The sequence below is a fragment of the Criblamydia sequanensis CRIB-18 genome (assembly GCF_000750955.1).
GTDB lineage: Bacteria > Chlamydiota > Chlamydiia > Chlamydiales > Criblamydiaceae > Criblamydia > Criblamydia sequanensis.
The window spans coordinates 570,235-586,221 of record NZ_CCEJ010000003.1; the positions used below are offsets into that span (position 1 = coordinate 570,235).

The 15,987-nt window shown below is 37.1% G+C and carries 18 protein-coding genes; 6 read left to right on the forward strand and 12 right to left on the reverse strand.

Features of this window, described 5'->3' with window-relative positions:
* Positions 1–14: 14 nt before the first annotated feature.
* The 3 genes from CSEC_RS04275 to CSEC_RS04285 all read right to left on the reverse strand — a co-directional run bounded on the left by CSEC_RS04275 (position 15) and on the right by CSEC_RS04285 (position 3,052).
* Positions 15–1,151, reverse strand: coding sequence for a cysteine desulfurase family protein (locus CSEC_RS04275; RefSeq protein ID WP_041017116.1), 1,137 nt, complete (start codon positions 1,149–1,151; stop codon positions 15–17).
* 20 nt (positions 1,152–1,171) lie between these two features.
* Entirely contained in the window at positions 1,172–1,936 is a 765-nt protein-coding gene (locus CSEC_RS04280; RefSeq protein WP_053331764.1) for a Stp1/IreP family PP2C-type Ser/Thr phosphatase, read from the reverse strand.
* A 228-nt stretch (positions 1,937–2,164) separates the two neighbouring features.
* On the reverse strand, positions 2,165–3,052 hold the full coding sequence (locus CSEC_RS04285) for a CPBP family intramembrane glutamic endopeptidase (RefSeq protein WP_041017118.1): 888 nt from the start codon (positions 3,050–3,052) through the stop codon (positions 2,165–2,167).
* 181 nt (positions 3,053–3,233) lie between these two features.
* Between CSEC_RS04285 and CSEC_RS04290 the strand changes: the two genes are divergently transcribed.
* The 3 genes from CSEC_RS04290 (at position 3,234) to CSEC_RS04300 (ending at position 5,115) form a co-directional block, all read left to right on the forward strand.
* Positions 3,234–3,533, forward strand: coding sequence for a hypothetical protein (locus CSEC_RS04290; RefSeq protein WP_202593682.1), 300 nt, complete (start codon positions 3,234–3,236; stop codon positions 3,531–3,533).
* Positions 3,534–3,535: 2 nt separating this feature from the next.
* Positions 3,536–4,255 carry a bifunctional demethylmenaquinone methyltransferase/2-methoxy-6-polyprenyl-1,4-benzoquinol methylase UbiE gene (gene ubiE / locus CSEC_RS04295; RefSeq protein WP_041017119.1) on the forward strand — a complete coding sequence of 240 codons (720 nt, stop codon included), beginning with the start codon at positions 3,536–3,538 and terminating at the stop codon, positions 4,253–4,255.
* An 83-nt stretch (positions 4,256–4,338) separates the two neighbouring features.
* Complete coding sequence (locus CSEC_RS04300) at positions 4,339–5,115, forward strand: hypothetical protein (RefSeq protein WP_053331765.1); 777 nt, start codon at positions 4,339–4,341, stop codon at positions 5,113–5,115.
* 27 nt (positions 5,116–5,142) lie between these two features.
* Here CSEC_RS04300 and CSEC_RS04305 read toward each other — a convergent pair whose 3' ends face one another.
* The 6 genes from CSEC_RS04305 to CSEC_RS04330 form a co-directional block, all read right to left on the reverse strand.
* Positions 5,143–6,285 carry an AMP-binding protein gene (locus CSEC_RS04305; protein WP_041017120.1) on the reverse strand — a complete coding sequence of 381 codons (1,143 nt, stop codon included), beginning with the start codon at positions 6,283–6,285 and terminating at the stop codon, positions 5,143–5,145.
* Between the two features lie 200 nt (positions 6,286–6,485).
* Positions 6,486–7,394, reverse strand: a complete 909-nt coding sequence (menA, locus tag CSEC_RS04310; RefSeq protein WP_041017121.1) for a 1,4-dihydroxy-2-naphthoate octaprenyltransferase — start codon at positions 7,392–7,394, stop codon at positions 6,486–6,488.
* 19 nt (positions 7,395–7,413) lie between these two features.
* Positions 7,414–8,265: a 1,4-dihydroxy-2-naphthoyl-CoA synthase gene (gene menB, locus CSEC_RS04315; protein ID WP_041017122.1), complete on the reverse strand. Its 852-nt coding sequence runs from the start codon at positions 8,263–8,265 to the stop codon at positions 7,414–7,416.
* A 15-nt stretch (positions 8,266–8,280) separates the two neighbouring features.
* On the reverse strand, positions 8,281–9,000 hold the full coding sequence (locus CSEC_RS04320; protein ID WP_041017123.1) for an alpha/beta hydrolase-fold protein: 720 nt from the start codon (positions 8,998–9,000) through the stop codon (positions 8,281–8,283).
* Positions 8,993–10,624, reverse strand: coding sequence for a 2-succinyl-5-enolpyruvyl-6-hydroxy-3-cyclohexene-1-carboxylic-acid synthase (menD, locus tag CSEC_RS04325; protein WP_041017124.1), 1,632 nt, complete (start codon positions 10,622–10,624; stop codon positions 8,993–8,995). The genes CSEC_RS04320 and menD overlap by 8 nt, the downstream gene beginning before the upstream one ends.
* Positions 10,558–11,658: a chorismate-binding protein gene (locus CSEC_RS04330; protein ID WP_041017125.1), complete on the reverse strand. Its 1,101-nt coding sequence runs from the start codon at positions 11,656–11,658 to the stop codon at positions 10,558–10,560. Before CSEC_RS04330 ends, menD begins: the two co-directional genes overlap by 67 nt.
* Positions 11,659–11,876: 218 nt before the next feature.
* Here CSEC_RS04330 and CSEC_RS04335 point away from each other — a divergent pair, with 218 nt between their 5' ends.
* Positions 11,877–12,263: a hypothetical protein gene (locus tag CSEC_RS04335; RefSeq protein ID WP_041017126.1), complete on the forward strand. Its 387-nt coding sequence runs from the start codon at positions 11,877–11,879 to the stop codon at positions 12,261–12,263.
* 103 nt (positions 12,264–12,366) lie between these two features.
* Here CSEC_RS04335 and CSEC_RS04340 read toward each other — a convergent pair whose 3' ends face one another.
* Positions 12,367–12,792, reverse strand: coding sequence for an HIT domain-containing protein (locus tag CSEC_RS04340; protein WP_053331766.1), 426 nt, complete (start codon positions 12,790–12,792; stop codon positions 12,367–12,369).
* A gap of 6 nt (positions 12,793–12,798) precedes the next feature.
* Entirely contained in the window at positions 12,799–13,692 is an 894-nt protein-coding gene (locus CSEC_RS04345) for a TIGR01459 family HAD-type hydrolase (protein ID WP_041017127.1), read from the reverse strand.
* A 186-nt stretch (positions 13,693–13,878) separates the two neighbouring features.
* On the opposite strand from CSEC_RS04345, the gene CSEC_RS12595 reads away from it, so the two are divergent.
* Both CSEC_RS12595 and CSEC_RS04355 read left to right on the forward strand, forming a co-directional pair.
* Complete coding sequence (locus CSEC_RS12595; protein WP_053331767.1) at positions 13,879–14,277, forward strand: BON domain-containing protein; 399 nt, start codon at positions 13,879–13,881, stop codon at positions 14,275–14,277.
* Positions 14,278–14,376: 99 nt separating this feature from the next.
* On the forward strand, positions 14,377–14,844 hold the full coding sequence (locus CSEC_RS04355; RefSeq protein WP_041017128.1) for a Dps family protein: 468 nt from the start codon (positions 14,377–14,379) through the stop codon (positions 14,842–14,844).
* A gap of 4 nt (positions 14,845–14,848) precedes the next feature.
* On the opposite strand, the gene CSEC_RS04360 is transcribed toward CSEC_RS04355, so the two are convergent.
* Positions 14,849–15,781 carry a hypothetical protein gene (locus CSEC_RS04360; RefSeq protein ID WP_053331768.1) on the reverse strand — a complete coding sequence of 311 codons (933 nt, stop codon included), beginning with the start codon at positions 15,779–15,781 and terminating at the stop codon, positions 14,849–14,851.
* Between the last annotated feature and the right edge of the window lie 206 nt (positions 15,782–15,987).

Consider the following 15,987-nt stretch of genomic DNA (forward strand, 5'->3'; position numbering starts at 1 on the left):
AACCTGAAAGAAATTTAGGACTTGCTGAAAGATCGAAAATTTTCAACAAGCGTACAAATGATCTGAATCGCTTCTCTAATCTCACTCTCTTCTGTAAATCGACTAAGTGAAAATCGCAGCGATGACCTTGCCATTTTTTCCTCTAAACCCATTTCAAGTAAAATCCTAGAAGGCTTTAAAGCACCCGATGAGCAAGCAGATCCATGGCTTGCAGCAATCCCTTGAAGATCAAGGCTTGTAAGAAGCGCTTCTCCATCAACCCCTTTGAAGCAAAGATTGGAGGTATTGCAAATACGTGGATTCCCGCCATTTATATAAACTTCTTTTAACCGATGAAGAATTTCTTTTTCGAATAGATCCCTTAAATAACTCATGCGATCTATAGCACCCTCTGATTCATGCAACCTTGTAAAAGCTGCGGCTAATGCCACGATGGCAGCAGAATTTTCCGTTCCTCCCCTTTTACCGAATTCTTGCTCCCCTCCGGCAATCAAAGGGGAAAAGGGCGTTTTTTTTCGGATAAAAGCCATTCCGATTCCTTTAGGGCCATGAATCTTATGTCCGCTCATACAAAAAGCTGTTATCCCCTCATGAAGGGTAAAAGCAGCTTTGCCAATAATTTGTGTAGCGTCTACAAAAAAAGGTATTTTAAGACTTTCTGAAAATTCAGCAATTGATTGAATAGGGTTGATAACACCGGTTTCATTATTAGCTGCCATGACTGCAATCAGAGCAGTGTTCGGATTAACTTCTCTTTTAATGGCTTCTAATGAAACCGACCCTGATTTTTCAGGCTTTACATAGCTAACCTTCAAACCTTTTTTTTCAAGATCCTTAAAGGTTTTGTAGACAGCGTCATGTTCAATACTTGTTGTAACGGCATGAATCGGTTTAGAAAGATCTAAAAGTCCTCTAATTATCAAATTGGCAGATTCGGTAGCGCCGGACGTAAAATAGATTTCGCTTGGTTTTATGTTAAAGGCGGATGCAATTGTTGAACGAGCATTTGCAAGCTTTTTCTTTAATTCCTGTCCAAAAAAGTGGGTGCTGGAAGGATTACCTTGAGAGACTTCTAGTTCCTGTTTTAAAACCTCTAAAACTTTAGGATCAATAAAAGTACTGGCATTATTATCTAAATAGATTCTCTTCATTTTATGGTTCTATTCTGAAATTAAGTAGTAAGTTTTAAAAGGACGACCGTAATATTATCAAAACCGCCTTTATCTTTAGCCGCTTGCACTAAAACTTCTGCGCAGTTTTTAAGATCAGCATTTTCTTTTAAAACCGTTTCGATTTCATGCTTTGAAATGAGATCTGTCAACCCATCTGAACACATTAAGTAAAGATCATCATTTCGGTAATCAGTAGTTTGAACAGTTGGAGTGACATAAGGCTCTGTTCCAACTGCTTTAGTAATGATATTCCTATAGGCAAATTCTTTTGAATCCGATTCGCTAATGGATCCTTTATCTACAAGTTCTCTTAAAAGGGAATGATCTTTAGTCAGCTGACTCAGCTTATCATTTCTTAAGCGGTAAATCCGACTGTCTCCAACATGCGCGTAAATGATTCCCTCTTCATGAAAATGTAAACAACATAGAGTGGTTCCCATTCCGAGAAGAATTTCATCACCTCTTCCCATTTCATAGATGATTTGGTTGACAAGTTCGATGCCGCTTTTAATGGCAAAACGCATTTCTTTTAGATTCAGAATTCGATTTTCTTTTGCTAGAACTTTCCGCATCAATTCGCAAAAACAGGATACCGCTTCAGAAGAGGCCACTTCGCCTGCTTGGTGGCCACCCATCCCATCAGCAAGCACGTAAAGATGTTCTTCCGGGAGTTCTGCCCAAACATCTTCATTGTTCTCTCTCTGCAATCCAATATCAGAGAGACCGTATACCTGTATTTTGAAAGGCATTAACTTTTGTTCCATAAGAGTGCTGAACTTATGAGCTAAACAGTAACTAAAAGAGTAACAGTTTTTTTAATTCAAATCTAGATTTTTATAAACCTTCATTTTCAATAATTTTTTTTCCAATTCCACCTAGAGAAAAGATGCTTTTATTAAAAAATATTTTTACCTAAAAAAAGAGTTTTCTTTGGATCTAGTCGATTTAAAAGACAAAAGGAATGCCGCTTTGGAGGCGTCTTATTTCACGGTCTAAGTTCCTGAAAGTTGAGATAATATAAACAATAAACTGATAGTGTTAAACGCCATATGAAGACCAATCGATGCAAGAAGTGTTTTTTCCCTTTCATACAAATGACCCAAATAACAGGAAAGCAAGAAGAGGGCCGGAACTAAAACATAATTTGTCGATTGCTGCTCTTCTGTTACATGTAAAAAAGCGAAAATGAGAGAGGTCAAAGCTATGGCCGGAAATTTTGTAAGCCTGGATCTAAACCAATTTTGTAAAAACCCCCGAAACAAAACTTCTTCAACAATTGGCGCTCCAATAACAATTGTGAAAATGACTCCATAAAAAGCCATCGGATTGTCTTTTACTGATAATAGCTGCTTAACGGGGCTTTGCTCGATAAAATGATAAGAGGGAAAGGTTAATCGAATGAGTTCTGAAAATAAAAGAACGACAAAGAGAAATTGAGGAAAAACTAGCAGCCATGTCAAAAAACCCAAAGCAAAGCTTTTGAGCTTACTCGTAGCAGAATCAGGTTGGTAAATATAGGTATAAGCTAAAATAAGAGCTGCAGCTATTTGACATAAACCCACTGCCCAAAACAAACTGGACTGAAAAGCTATATTATTGAAGGATACAGAATGCAATATAGTCGGGATTACAAGGGTTGGCAAAAGAACACTTAAAAACGCAAGAGCTACTTGCCAGAGCTTTGTTTTGGGATTAGAATTCGTTTTTGGGTAGCTAAAGAAACCGAAGCGATAGGCCATAAAAATTGCTAAAGCAGAAAGAATAAAATAAAAAGATTCCGTAATCAAAAAATTCTCTAAACTCAAATCGTTAATTTGAGTAATTTGAGATACCGGCTTTGTTTCTGTAAATTCTAGTTCACCCAATTTTACAAAAGACATCAAAGTTAAGTCCCTATTTCACTTTTTCTTATCTTAATCATTTTTCGTTAATTTATATAAATAGATTCTTTCGAGATTTCGATTTTTAAGAAGACATTTGATTTTTGTGAACCTCAACAAATTTTTAATTTTTCTTTGAATTTTTTTTTATGATATAGTCCTGCTTTTCAAGGTAATAAAGATGCGGAGGATTCCTTTGGATAACTTTTTACAAACACTTGGCGTTGCTTTTATTTTATTTTTAATCGCTTTAGCCTTAATTGGCATAAGCCTACTTCTTACCGGCAAACTTAAAATTAAACCGGGTTCATGCGGACGCGATCCTACCAAGAATCGTAACAACAATTGTGGAAGCGCATCTCATTGTGTTCTTTGTGATAGAGGCGAGGAAACAAAAGATGAAGAGAATGAAGAAAATTTGATAACTCCTATTGAAGATGAGCTCGACGAAGAAATAGAAAATGAAAATAAAGAGAAGTAATTATGGATTATTCAAAAACTAAACCTGAATCGATTCAATATCTATTTGGAAATATCGCAAATAAATACGATAAAGCAAATGCCATACTCTCTTTTGGCCTGCATCATTTTTGGAATAAGAAATTAGTTAAAGAACTTTCTTCGCAAAAAAGAAAAACTTATCTTGATCTCTGCTCCGGCACAGGTGAGATTGCACTCCGTTTTGTCCAAAGCAATCCGGATTCCAAAAAAATAATTCTTTTAGACTTTTGCAAAGAAATGCTCGATATTGCGGAAGCAAAATTTAATAAACCTGAAATGCCAAAAAATATTGAATATTTAGTGGCGGACGCACAAAAACTTCCCCTTGATTCGAAATCTATTGACTTAATTTCCATGGCTTACGGGATTAGAAATGTAAAAGCGCCTGAACTTGCTATCAGAGAAGCTTATCGTGTTTTAGCGCCCGGAGGGAAAATAGCAATACTTGAACTAACAAAGCCTGATAACCGTCTTCTTAAATTTGGACATCATCTTTATTTAAAAGGTTTGCTACCCATTATTGGAAAATTTATCACTGAAAACAAAAAAGCCTATCAATACCTTTGTGAAAGCATTCATCAATTTGTTCCACCTCTTGAAATTAAAAATAAAATGCAGGAGGCTGGGTTTCAGCAAATAAAAATTAAAAAATTAAACTTTGGAATAGCCACTTTGATCACAGCTCAAAAAACTGATGAATAAGAGACCGAAAGTTCCCTTTGATTAAAATAAAAAAATAACTTACAAAACTTCCTTTTGGTTTTGCACTAAAAGGAATGCTCGTTATGTATTTACTTCTTATTTTGAGTTTATTTATTTTTAACCCTATTTCTACCCAAGCTATAGAATCAATCGACTTATCTAAATTTGAAAAAAAAGTCTTTAGTCAAAATGGTGAAGATGGGGTTATTGAAAAAATATTTAACGAAATCGGGGTCAGTAATTGTTATTATGTCGAATTCGGGGTTGAAAATGGCTTAGAGTGCAACACCCGGTATCTTAGAGAAAAAAAGAATTGGAAAGGCCTTTTAATGGATGGTGGTTATGCCAACCCGGCCATAAATCTAAAAAAAGAATTCATTACAAGAGAGAATATCGCAAACCTTTTTGCTAAGTATAAAGTCCCCTCCGAATTTGATTTACTATCCATCGATATTGATTATAACGATTTTTACGTTTGGAATGCTCTTAGAGATTATAGACCAAGAGTCGTCGTCATTGAATACAATTCCACCCACCTCCCTAACGAAGATAAAATTGTAGTCTATAATGCAAATGGTAGATGGGATGGGACCAATTACTTTGGCGCCAGTATTTTATCTTTAACAAGACTTGCCAAGAAAAAAGGATACACCTTGGTTTATGCTAATAATAATGGAGTCAATTTATTTTTTGTAAGGGATGATCTGTTAAAAAAAGCATCTTTTAAAGACGCCGGAAATATCAATTCGATTTACCGTCCTCCAACCTATGGGCATGGACCTAATGGAGGCCATGCCGCAGATCCTAAGAAAAGGCCCTTTGTAAGTTCGGTCTCAATCATAGGCAAAGTTCCTTTATAACCCTGATTGTCAAAATCAGCTTTATAATTAGACAAGCTGGCAAATAAGCATTTTTAAAAGCGATGCTTGGAGGACTTTTCCAAGAGGATTTCTTGGAATTTGACGGATTTTCTTTTCTTCTCTGATTCTCTCAAAAGGCATGACAAGTTCATTGAAAGCCTGTTTTAAAAAGAGCGCTTCTTCTTTCGAAAAAGTCGTTGAAACAAGACAAATGCTGGCCCCAAGTCGATCATCCGGAATAGCAGCAAGCACATGCTCTCCTTTAATTTTCATCTCAAGTTTTAAAGAATCTAGGACATGTTGAAGCTTTGACATATCCACATTCTCGCCGGATATCTTAACGACATCCCCGGCTCTTCCCTTAACTTGTAAATATCTCCCCTGGATAACGCCTTGATCTTCGGTAGTGTAAACACCCTCATCTTTTGGATCGCTTAATATAACTTCTTTTTCGCATAAGGTAGCTAGCACGGTAAATAAAGAAGGGCTCTTAAGGGTGATACAGCCTAGAGCATTCACCTGTACCTCAACATGGTCTAGTAATTTTAATTTGGGAAAACTATTTTGGGAAAGAGACTTAAGTTCAGCTGTAGCCACTTGAGATGAACATTCAGTAAGGCCATAACTTGGAAGGAGATTCCATCCAAGATTCCTAGCTTCCTTATAGAGATGCCGGTTTAAGCTTGCACCTCCTATTACAATAGCTCTTAATTCCTTGTTCGGGCTTAAATTAAGTCGAACAAGATCATAAAGCTGCGTTGGAACAAGCGCAGACAGAGTAGCTTTAGATTCCTTCAGAGCTTGAACAAATATTTCAGGGCTCCATTTTTCTTGCCATTTTTGAAGGTTTATAACTTCGCACCCTAATAATTGACTTCTCGCATAAATGGAAAGGCCTCCTACATGGAAAGTGGGGAGCGCTAAAAGCCATTTGTCTTCCGGAACGCACTCTAAGTGATTATTGACAGAAGCGGCTGAGGCTAATAAAGCTTTTTTAGAAAGAGCTACCCATTTACTCTTCGAACCCATTAACGTTGTACCTGAAGTCGCAACCCAGATATGTCCTTTTAAATTGGCAGCACTTGATAAGGCGTGATCTATTAATTCTTTATTTTTTAAACGGTTATTAGAAAAGATATAATTTTCATCGGAGGTCCAATCAATATTCATAGAACAATCCATTCAAGGTCAATTGTAAAAATTATTAAAAGTAGTCACTGGTAAAAAAAAATCGTTTTTAACTTTTAAATACTCCGAAGAATTATTATTTAGAATAAAAACGAGCCTATTGGTGTAAGAAACCTTTGAGAGCTTTTTTCAAGGCTGTTTTAATCCCCTCAAAGTCTGATAATTATATAAAAAAAGCTTTCCTATTTTTCCAGTATGAAACCAATTGACAAACCAAAACCAAATAGAAAATTGCTAAGTGCTGCTAAAGCCAGATATTTATTGTAAATTTGGGATGGTTTATTGGTATAAACGCCCATCAATATAAAACAAGCCATCGGAAAAGCAATAAATGAAAAGATCGGGCCAAGCATCAAAGGCTTGCTTAACCAGTAGCTATTTAGTAAAAAAGGTAAAAATAAACAAACCCCTAAGAGGCTTCTATAGAGGTTTTTTCCTAAACGGACAGCCAAAGTTTTTTTCCCCGTCAAACTATCCTCTTCAATGTCACGAAGGTTATTTACCATGATAATGCTTACCGATAAAAGACCGGTTTGAAAAGAGGCTAAAAAAATATCAAGATTGATTGTTTTTTCAATAATAAAAAAAGGAAGCATGGTTGCCAAGAAACCAAAAAATAATAAAACAAATAACTCTCCAAGTCCGATATAGGCTAAGGGATACGGACCGCCGGTATAGGCATAGGTTGCCAAAGCTGCTATAAAGACGGAAAAGCCAACTACCCATCCCCCTTTTAAAATCAAAGGAAAAGAAAAAATGATCGCAAGGGCAATAAGTAGAATTCCTGCTTGCAGAACAACTTTTGAATCCAATAGACCACTCGCAGTCATTCTAAGAGGGCCAAGCCTTAAGCTTGTGTCTCCTCCCTTTTTGAAATCTATGGCATCATTAATGACGTTTACTGCCAAGTGAAATAAGAGCAGTACAGTAAGAGAGAGGCCTATTGTTAAATATTCAAACTCCCCTCTTTTAAAAAAAGAATACGAACCGGCAATAAAAATCGGGGGGAAAGAAGCTAATAGCGTTTTAGGCCTTAATACATAAATCCAAGGTATTATTTCCGTTAAATTAAAAGAGAGCGCTTCTTTCATATTCCTAAGATTTCCTTAATTAAGGCAGTCTTTTGAAGTTTGAAAAGTCAGCTTTCCTTTTTTCTAAAAAGGCATTTTTGCCTTCTTTTGCTTCTTCTGTCATGTAGTAGAGAAGAGTCGCGTTTCCGGCTAAATCCAAGAGCCCGATTTGTCCATCGCAATCCGCATTAAGACTTGCTTTTAAGCATCTTAGAGCCAAGGGAGAATGCTTAAGCATTTGATGGCACCAAGAAAGAGTTTCCTCTTCCAAAAGTTCATAAGGAACCACTTTATTGACAAGCCCCATTTCTAAGGCTTCTTGAGCGTCATATTGCTTACAAAGAAACCAAATTTCCCTTGCTTTTTTTTGACCTACAATTCGTGAGAGATAGCTGGATCCAAGACCCCCATCAAAAGAACCGACTTTAGGACCCACTTGTCCAAAAATCGCGTTTTCAGAGGCAATGGTTAGATCGCAAACAACATGAAGAACATGTCCGCCGCCAATTGCATAGCCGGAAACCATGGCAATTACCGGCTTTGGAAGGGAGCGAATCTGCTTTTGGAGGTCTAGTACATTTAATCTCGGCACGCCATCTCCGCCCACATACCCTTCATCTCCCCTAATTCTTTGGTCGCCGCCCGAACAAAAAGCTTCTTTACCTTGTCCTGTCAAAATAACTACGCCAACTTCTGAATCTTGTCTTGCCATTTCAAACGCTTCTTGCATTTCTATGACGGTTTCAGGGCGAAAAGCATTTCTGACTTCCGGTCTATTGATTGTAATTTTGGCTATGCCATCTGCTGTCTTCTCATATTTGATGTCTATAAATGGCTTAACTTCTTTCCAAATGGTTTCTAGAGAAAGTTCCTTTGCACAAGTTGTAGTCATAGCTATTTCCTACGGTTATCGAATTACATCAAGAAACTGATTGATTTTACTTATAAATTCAGGCTGAATCTGCCAAGGTACACGATGACCGGATTGTTCTGCAATCCAAAGTATTGAATCCGGATGTTTAAAGTTTAGGCTTTTTGCAAGATCGCTAAACTTGGCATCTTTTTCTCCGGTAATCCAAAAAATAGGTAAATTTAAAGACTCTATGCGGCTTTTTAAGTCCTCTTGTCTAGATATCGACCATTCTAAAAAGCCTTTTCCAAGCAATTTTTTATCAAAATGGCTTTCTTCCCGATGTAAAATAGGCGTGTTTTTAAAAACTTCTTGCGAATTCCATTTGGACATAAAAACATCCCAAGGCTCGTTTTGAAGAAGTTGATTAAAAGACGCATCTGATTCTTTTCTTAAAGCTTTAAGCTTTTCATCTTTTAAACCCGTATGAGCGGATATGATAATAGCGGCTTTCCAATAATCAGGCTTTTTTAAAAGGGCATGTAAAGCAAGTCTTCCGCCTAGAGAATACCCCATTAAAACGGGAGTTTTAGAGTCACTTAAAGCAGCTTTTCTGCTAAACGCATCACCGAATTCCCAAAGAGTTTCGCCATAAGAATGTTGCTTTTTTGAGAATAAATCTTCTTTTTCTAAAGAAACATTTTTTAAACGACCTTCTAAAAAGTCCCAATCTTGCCCGGTTCCTAAAAATCCATGCAAAGCAGATAGTTTAATCATAGCTTTCAAACTCCTCCCAAAAAGCATTTGTTTGAGAAAGTTTAGGCACCATTTCAATGATGGATAGCCCTTCAGTCGGAAGACTCTCCCTTGGAATATCTTCCCATTTTTCATAAGGGAAATAGTAAAGATCCGCCCAAGCTTTAAAAGAAAAAGGGTGCGGATTGATAATGTATTGATTTAATTTCTTACGGGCAAAAATTTGCCCCCCGTTATTATTGATGATGACTAATTTATAGGAGGATTTTTTATTGGCAATCCAAGGGGCTGAAAGGTCATAAAGAGCTGTAAGATCGCCAACTACCCCCCAATGCTCGCCCGGTTCATCTAAAGTTAGGCCAAGAAAAGTTGAAACCTGGCCGTCGATGCCATTTAAGCCTTTTGAAGACCTTATCTTTTTATAAGGGGCGTTATTTGAAGCAAACAAATCCCATTCACGTATGGGCATGCTATTGCCCAAATAAACGGAGGCTTCTTTAGCAATTATTAAAGAAAGCTTATAAACAAGCGCCGGCTCGGAATTCGGGTATTTTTCAAAGCTCCTCAAAACAAATTGTTCTTTATTCCGGGCATTTGAAAGGAGTTTTTCAAAATTCCCATGTCCCGGGTTTGGAATTTGGTTGCCAATGCTTCTAAAGAAAAAGTTTAGATCTCCATGAATTAGTTTTCCATTTGGAAGACCTGAAAAAGGAAGCCTGCTAATTGAAACCACTTCGATGCTGTCTTGTAAATCTTCAAGATCCCGCCAAAGCCGAACCGTTGGGATACCTCCTATTCTAATAATGGCATCAATCGGATAGCCAGCGTCCCGGCACATTTTAAGAAGGTTGTTATAAGGCTTTATTGATAAGTGATCTAAAGACGGATCGTTACGAAGACAGGAATTACTTTCCAAAATGACGGGAAGATCCCATTTAATAAGAGTCTCCCGTACGATGCTCACCTCTTCTTCAAGAAGCGTACCGACGACAACAAGCGGATTATTAGCCTTTTCAAACAACTCTATGAGAACGCCCGGTTCTTTCGCTTGAATAGGTTGATAAGCAACCTCTCTTGAGAGGAATAAATCAATTTCTGGAAAACGGCTATAATCATGATGATAGGATTCTTCTAAACAAATATTAAGATGGGCAGGCTTTTGCATCGACCAGTTAAAAATTCGAATAGGGGTGCCGGATTCAATATCCTCAAAGTGAGAGGTGTAAACCCCAAATAAATTTTCTTGATTGGCCGTTTGGGGAGCTCCTGTGAATCGATACCTTTTTGGCCTGTCTGCTGTGACAAATATTAAAGGAGTTTCAGTGTAATAAGCTTCCATGGCAGCCGGTAAAAGCTCTCCAACTGCTGTGCCTGAAGTTACGCAGACAGCAACCGGCCTTTTTTTTAATCGAGCTCTGCCTAGTGCAAAAAAAGAAGCGGCTCTATCATCAAAGAAAAGATGCTTCTCAATTTCAGACGATGTCATTACACAATCTATTAAGGCAGTGTTCCTTATGCCGGGAGAAAGGCACCAATCCCTTACGCCTAATTTTGCAAGGGCCTTAACCACTTCATAAGCTAAGGTTTGATTGGAATCTGAAATAGTTTTTTTATCATCGACATTTTTAATTTGATCTCTTTCCATTCTTCATCTCGTTTGCTGCCTTTGACAATACCACAACCAGCCCCTATTCGGACTTCTTTATCATCCCACTGCATGCCTCTAATTGCCACATAGCAGCAGTACTTATTCATAGCAGGGAAACTAAAGCCTGCCGGAGCGCCAAACCGGTAACGAGGCAAGGCCTCGTTATATTTCTTTAGCCATTGAAACCCTTCAAATTTCGGATAAGCACCAAGGGCAGGTGTTGGATGAAGCGCCCTTATCATTTCAAAAAAAGAAGGAAAAGTATTCCATTTTAGAATGATAGGTGTAAAAAAATGCAATAAATTTCCAAAGTCAGCTTGCTCTCTCTCACCGATCTCTACCTTACCGAAAGGAGATAAATCTTCTCTAATCCCTTCAATAACAAATTGATGTTCTTGAAAAGTTTTTTGATCTATCAAGACCTTTTCATTAATTGTCGATTCTAAGGTTCCGGCAAGAGCTATTGTTTTTAGTTCTTTTTTGTCCTCATCCAAATTAAATAAAATCTCAGGGGTTGCTCCGAGCAAGCCAAAATGCTCATCCCAAGTGCCGTAAAGAGATAAAGGGAAAGGCTTTGATTCTTTAATTAAACTTCTAATCCACTGACCTATGCGTTCTTTTTTAAGCTGCCATTTCGCCGCTTCAAATACATAAGGAACTACTTTTTTTAGCCGGTTCGTCTGAAAGCACTCGTTATGTTTATCTACAGTTTCCTTAAATAATAACTCACCTTCTGTTTCCCATTTATAATCATAGCTTTCGGAGCCAACGTTTAAGCTTTCGGTTAATTCATCCACTTCGATGAGCGAGTTAAACTCATGATTAAAAGTCGCTTTTGTTTCATCTTCCAAAAAGAAGTCGGGAAAATAAAAGGTGGGCTTTTCGCTCGAATAGGAGGGATTGTCTCTAAAAATTTTTTCGCCCCATCCTATAAGCAGCCTTTTTTTATCAAATTGCAATAAGGATCCGTTATTTAAGAAAGCTTCAATCATGTCAAAAGCCGGATAAGGTTTATTTCGAATAGGTGCCATGAGATTTTTATAGAAAGCGTACTTTATTAATCTAAAGCGTTGAAATCAAGCAAGAAAATCAAAAGAGTTTTAAGATAAATCGAAAATTCAAAAAAAAGCGTTAAACGAATTTTTATGTTCACAAAAAGTAGGTTTTCGGAAAAAATGGCTCTATGGACATTAGAACCATTAAAACTGTCTTTCAAGACAAGACTTAAAACCTTACCAAAGGAGGCGCTATGTCTAGAAAAAATATTCTTTTTTCACTGTTTCTAATTTTTGGTGCTGTGGATACAGCTTATAGCCTTCACCCTTTAGAGCAGCAGATTCTTTCAAAGCCGCTTCCCAAAGCTTCAAGAAGGGATTCATCCATGCAGTCCTTAAGAAAAGGAAATGTGAAAGAACTTTACTGTGATAGCTCAGTTACAACTTTCCAAGGAAAAGTTATCCCGGGAAGTCGTGTTGGCCAAGAAATACCCCTTTCAACCTTATCTTCAGCTAACATCACTGCAATTCCTGTCGGCGAGCGATTTACCGGAAGACCTTTTTATCGTTCCAGCAATGAAGTCAGCTTAAGAGACTGCGATGCCGGATTAACCTTCCACTTCGGACGAAGCTGCCGCTAAAATTTCCTCCCCGAGGTCCCTCGGGGAATTTTCTTCAATTTCAACTTTCAGAAAATTTTTGGCTGTCGAAGAATTTGAAAACGAATTTAATAAAACTATTGATTTAGCAAACTTTGTCTTGCATGAGGTGATTTAAGCGGTTTTTAATTTTAAGGATGACGGTTTCTTTAGCATCTTGGGTGTAAAGGTCCTTAACTTTGTGATCCCATACGGTGTTTGGCCAAGCGGGGTCTTTTAAAAAGCGCCCGATAACATGAATATGAAGTTGCGGCGTTTTATTTCCTATGGCTCCCACATTAATATGATCTGCTTTAAACTCATTGAGTAAAGTGGTTTGAGCCCATTTTAGTTCTTGGTTAAAGCATTTTTCTTCGCTTGGGGTTAGATCTAGTAAAAGACGAAGGTTATTCCTTCTTGGCACTAAAATTAGCCAAGGATAATGGCAATTGTCTTCAAGTAAGACCCGGCAAAAAGGCAAGTCTAGCACAAAAGCTTTTGAAAAGAGGTTTTGGTGAAGAGTAAATTCCATATTTCTTTATAAGGTAAAGGATTTAAGATAGAATTTTGGAGTATCGCTTTTATCAATCATATCGAACGCTGAACTTCCTTTTTCTTTTAAGTGAAAGCTCATTACCCCTGTCTCTGTAATAAGAGCTGAAGCTAGGTTAACGTGGTTTGCTCCTCGAATATCCGTTTCAGGGTTATCGCCAATCATGACAATTTTCTCTCTTCTAATTCCAACTTTTTCAAATTGATCGATAGCGATTTGAAAAGCTTGAGGATAGGGTTTGCCGGTATAATGCACCTCTCCACCTCTTTTTTCATATAAAGAACCTATAGCCCCTTGCCGAATGACTGCATTTAAAGGGTTGCCTTCAAAAGCGACTTTATCAGGATTAAAACAGATCATGGGCAATTTTAAAGGAAGGATTCGATCTATTTCTTCTTGAAAAGAAACCGTTTCTGTTTGGTCTTTTCCTTCGATATGAGGGATATTCAGATAAATAAAATCGGCTTCACTTGGATCAAAAGTCTCCGTAAAAGACGTTTCTTTAAAAAGATCATAGTAACTCGAAAACTGGGGATGCGGTTTAAAAAGAGGGAAGAATTTCTTACGGACAATCGGAAAGGGAAGCTTTAAGTCAAGAAGCGCTTTTTTTCCAATTTCCCCTGACGTAAGATAAAAATGGTAATGTTTTGACGCAAAAATCCCCCATTTTTCAAGTTTGCTTTTTTCTTTTTCAGCAAGCTGGCTGGAGTTGGAGAGAATGCCGACATGCTTATTGGCCATCATAAGCCTATTAAAGACCTTTTCCGCATTAGGCATTAGACCTAAACTATTTCCATTCCAAAAAACACCATAGGCATCTAAAAGTATGCCATCAAATTGATCTATTAGTTCTTCTAAACTAGAAAACTCGACTGCCATAAATAAAAGCCTTTTTTAAATTGAAAACTATAAAACAAACTCCTTTTATTTTAGAAGCAAAGAACGGTCGTGTTTTTTAAAAAATTTATTTTACTTAAATTTCTGTTATTTCTATTAAGTATCCATGCCCGCTTTGTTGAGCTATAGCAAGTGGTTTTACTGACAAAGATTAAGATAGAGCGTCTTATGAAAAAGCACTTCGTGATTTATCTTTTTGTTCTAAGTTTATTTTCATGCGAAACAAAAGAAAAACCTCGTAAACCTCCTCTAAATCATGGAGTTCAGAATCAACCGGAGAACCCTTCAAAAAAAAGCCCCAAGAGAAACTTCTTGTCTCACGGAATAGTTCAATCTCTTGAAGAAGATAAAGATAGGCAAATCACTCAAAATATTCGAAAACATCTAATGAACGACAAGACGCTTTCGTTTATCGCAAGAAATATCACTGTTATAACAGAAGATGGCGTGGTCACGCTTCGAGGTAAAGTCCCGACAGAAGTTGAAAAAAATAAAATCTCTCAAAAAATTAATCTAATCCCCTCCATTGTGACATTAAATAACAAGCTTGAAGTCTCAGACGATTAAAAACGTTCAGGCCCGAAAACAAGGATAAACTCTTCCCGCATTGACTATTTAAAATAGTTTTTTATAATGAAAAAAAGTGAGTTAACAAAGGGTAGCTTTATGAGTACAGGTTTAATGCGTGAAAAAGTGCAAAGACAAGTGTCTCAATTATCAACTTTTCTTGCGACCACCTATGTTCTTTATGTAAAAACCCAAAACTTCCATTGGAATGTGACGGGTCCTAGATTCTTTACACTCCATGAGCTTTTTGAAAAGCAATACCTTGAACTTGCTGAAGCGGTTGATGAAATAGCCGAGAGAATAAGAGCCTTAAAAGGAGTCGCTCCCGGCACTATGCATGAATTCCTTCAGCTCTCTGAAATTAAAGAATCAAAAGAACAACTCTCTGAAAATCAGATGCTTAACACACTTGCCGAAGATAATGAAGATATTGCCAATATGCTTGCCGAATGGATCCCTAAAGCTCAAGAAGATGGGGATGAGGGAACCGCTGACATTTACATCCAAAGACTGAAGCTTCATGAAAAGAATGCCTGGATGTTAAGAAGTCATATTTCAAAAGAGTAATAAATTATTCATATTTAGACACTTGATCGAAAAAAGAAGCGCCGAATTCTTCATCCAAGAGGCCGTCGAAATAATTGGCAAGGTCCTTATTTTTATCCACTAGCCAATGGCGAAACTTGTAAAATTTTTCGAAAAGGGCTTGTTTGGAAACCTTTTCTTTTTTGTATTTTTCATTGAGGACAAACTGACCGACATCAACGTGGATAGGCTCGCCTTGATAAACCCCGGTATTTTGCATAAGCGCCGGGTCTTCATCAGAGATGCCTTTCTCATGTTCTTTTAGAAGCAAGGTTAAGAGATTCTTGAGAAGAAGCTTACTCTCTTCCCATTTAAAACCCTTGATTTGCTCTTCAATTACATCGGTCAACATCAAAGCTTTTTTCTGGATAAAAAATTCATACTCATCTATCGGAATCTCCATTTTTTGACCTATCTTATCGATAAGAGAAACCTTCTTCGCAAATTCCCTTTTTTTGTTCAGATGGATAAAAACAAGTCCCGTTTCCTTTTGAAGATTGTCGTAGGCAATTCGAATGCTTTCAAAAAGAGATTCCCGTTTACGATCTTTATGAGCGCTTCGACTTAATCGATATTGGTTTACTTTTGGAATAAATGAAAATAACTTGACCCAAGGCTTGGTTTGATACCTTTGGTTTTTAAAAAATTTAAGCACATAGTTTTTATCCTGGCTTATAAAGACATAGGATTGGCACCCTTTGGAAAAGTAGGAAAATTCCTGATCTAAAATAGCGTTCGCAATCTCAAAATCCCCTTCGTGAATTCTAGTTGGCTCCCACCTTGCATCGCTTGGGTAGGCCGATAAAATATTTGAATTGGTAAAGCCATCTGTTAGCCAGTAATAACTTCTTCCAAGAAAAGCTCCTAAGAAAAGCAAAAGAAAGAATATTCGTAATTTATATTTTTTTATGAAATTCATAACGGGCGCTTAAGGATTTATTGATTCAAAATGATAATAGAGTTTTTAAATTTTTTTTTCCTAGCTCATTTTTCCAATCAAAGCGTTATTTAGAAAGAAGTCCAATATTAAATTGCACTAGATATAAGGGTTCCTCTATATATCACTTTAGCTTAGCCGGATTTCTAATAGGGTTATTTCATTTAAGCCTTATAACAACAATCAAC